Origin of the sequence: Bartonella sp. CE47NXGY, from assembly GCF_042195415.1 — a bacterium.
In the GTDB taxonomy this organism is placed as follows: Bacteria; Pseudomonadota; Alphaproteobacteria; order Rhizobiales; family Rhizobiaceae; genus Bartonella.
The window spans coordinates 1-989 of sequence record NZ_JBHIOI010000176.1; the positions used below are offsets into that span (position 1 = coordinate 1).

The 989-nt window shown below is 44.4% G+C and carries 1 pseudogene; it reads right to left on the minus strand.

The annotated features are described in order from the left end of the window. Window positions 1-989: pseudogene (locus ACFIL3_RS10490) on the minus strand (hypothetical protein); the annotation flags it as partial.

The following is a 989-nucleotide window of genomic DNA, read 5'->3' on the forward strand; positions in this document are numbered from 1 at the left end:
TTAATTTGATCATCCAAAACCTCTTTCATCTTATGTAAAATTCGCATATTCAGCTTTGGATATCCATTGCTCCCTATAACTGTTGCATCCGCTTCATTTGGCATTTGCGCAATTGCTTTTTTATAGGCTTTTTGGAAGGCAGGAGTTTCTTGCAACCGCGATAAATCTTCACGAACAGCATTAGAAATGGGAGAAGCTTTCGCCCTCTCATAAAATGGTTCAGCCTTTTTCTGTGCTTGTTTGATAATCTCTTGCTTTAAATCAAGCGTATCTACTTTTGGACCCATCACATCTGTCAACGCATCCTTTACCCGCAGTGCACTCGCATCTTGTCTTTCATTCAAACGATTACTTATGAGCGAATATGTATCATGGTCTTTTTTTGCTGCCTTAAAAGCTCTTTTAGCAAGCTCATCATGAAGATCAATAATCATTGAATCAGGACCTCGCTGTTTTAATGCTCTTTCAAGTTTATCAACACCTTCATCCCCTAAAGTTTGGCTTACATCCCTAAGCGCTCTATCGCTTACCTGAAATGCTTCTTTTTCTGGCATTAGCGCTGCTTTTGCTGCCATTTCAGCTGGGCTTATAGGTCCTCTCAATGCTGCTTTAAGTGATTTTGTCACAAAAGGTGTCACTTTTGATACGCCACTGGCAACAAATGGTGTTGCAACGCCTAACCCTGCACCAAACCCAGCAGACACTAGAGTATCTGCAAGCCCTTCCCCTTCACCACTGCCTGCTATTCCACCATAAATGGCTCCAGTTTTTGCTGCACGCCCCAAGCTAAATTTTGCCGCCTCTTTACTTGCTACTGCTTTCATTGCTGCTTCACCTGCAGCTTTTGCCGCTGCCCGTTCCACACCCTCTGCTAAAGCAGATTGCACCGCCCTTTCTCCTGCTGCTAAAGCTTTACTGGTTATTTGTGCTCCTGCAACACCAGCTCTTCCTCCCAGCACAACATCAGCCCCAATTGCCGCACGAGCAGC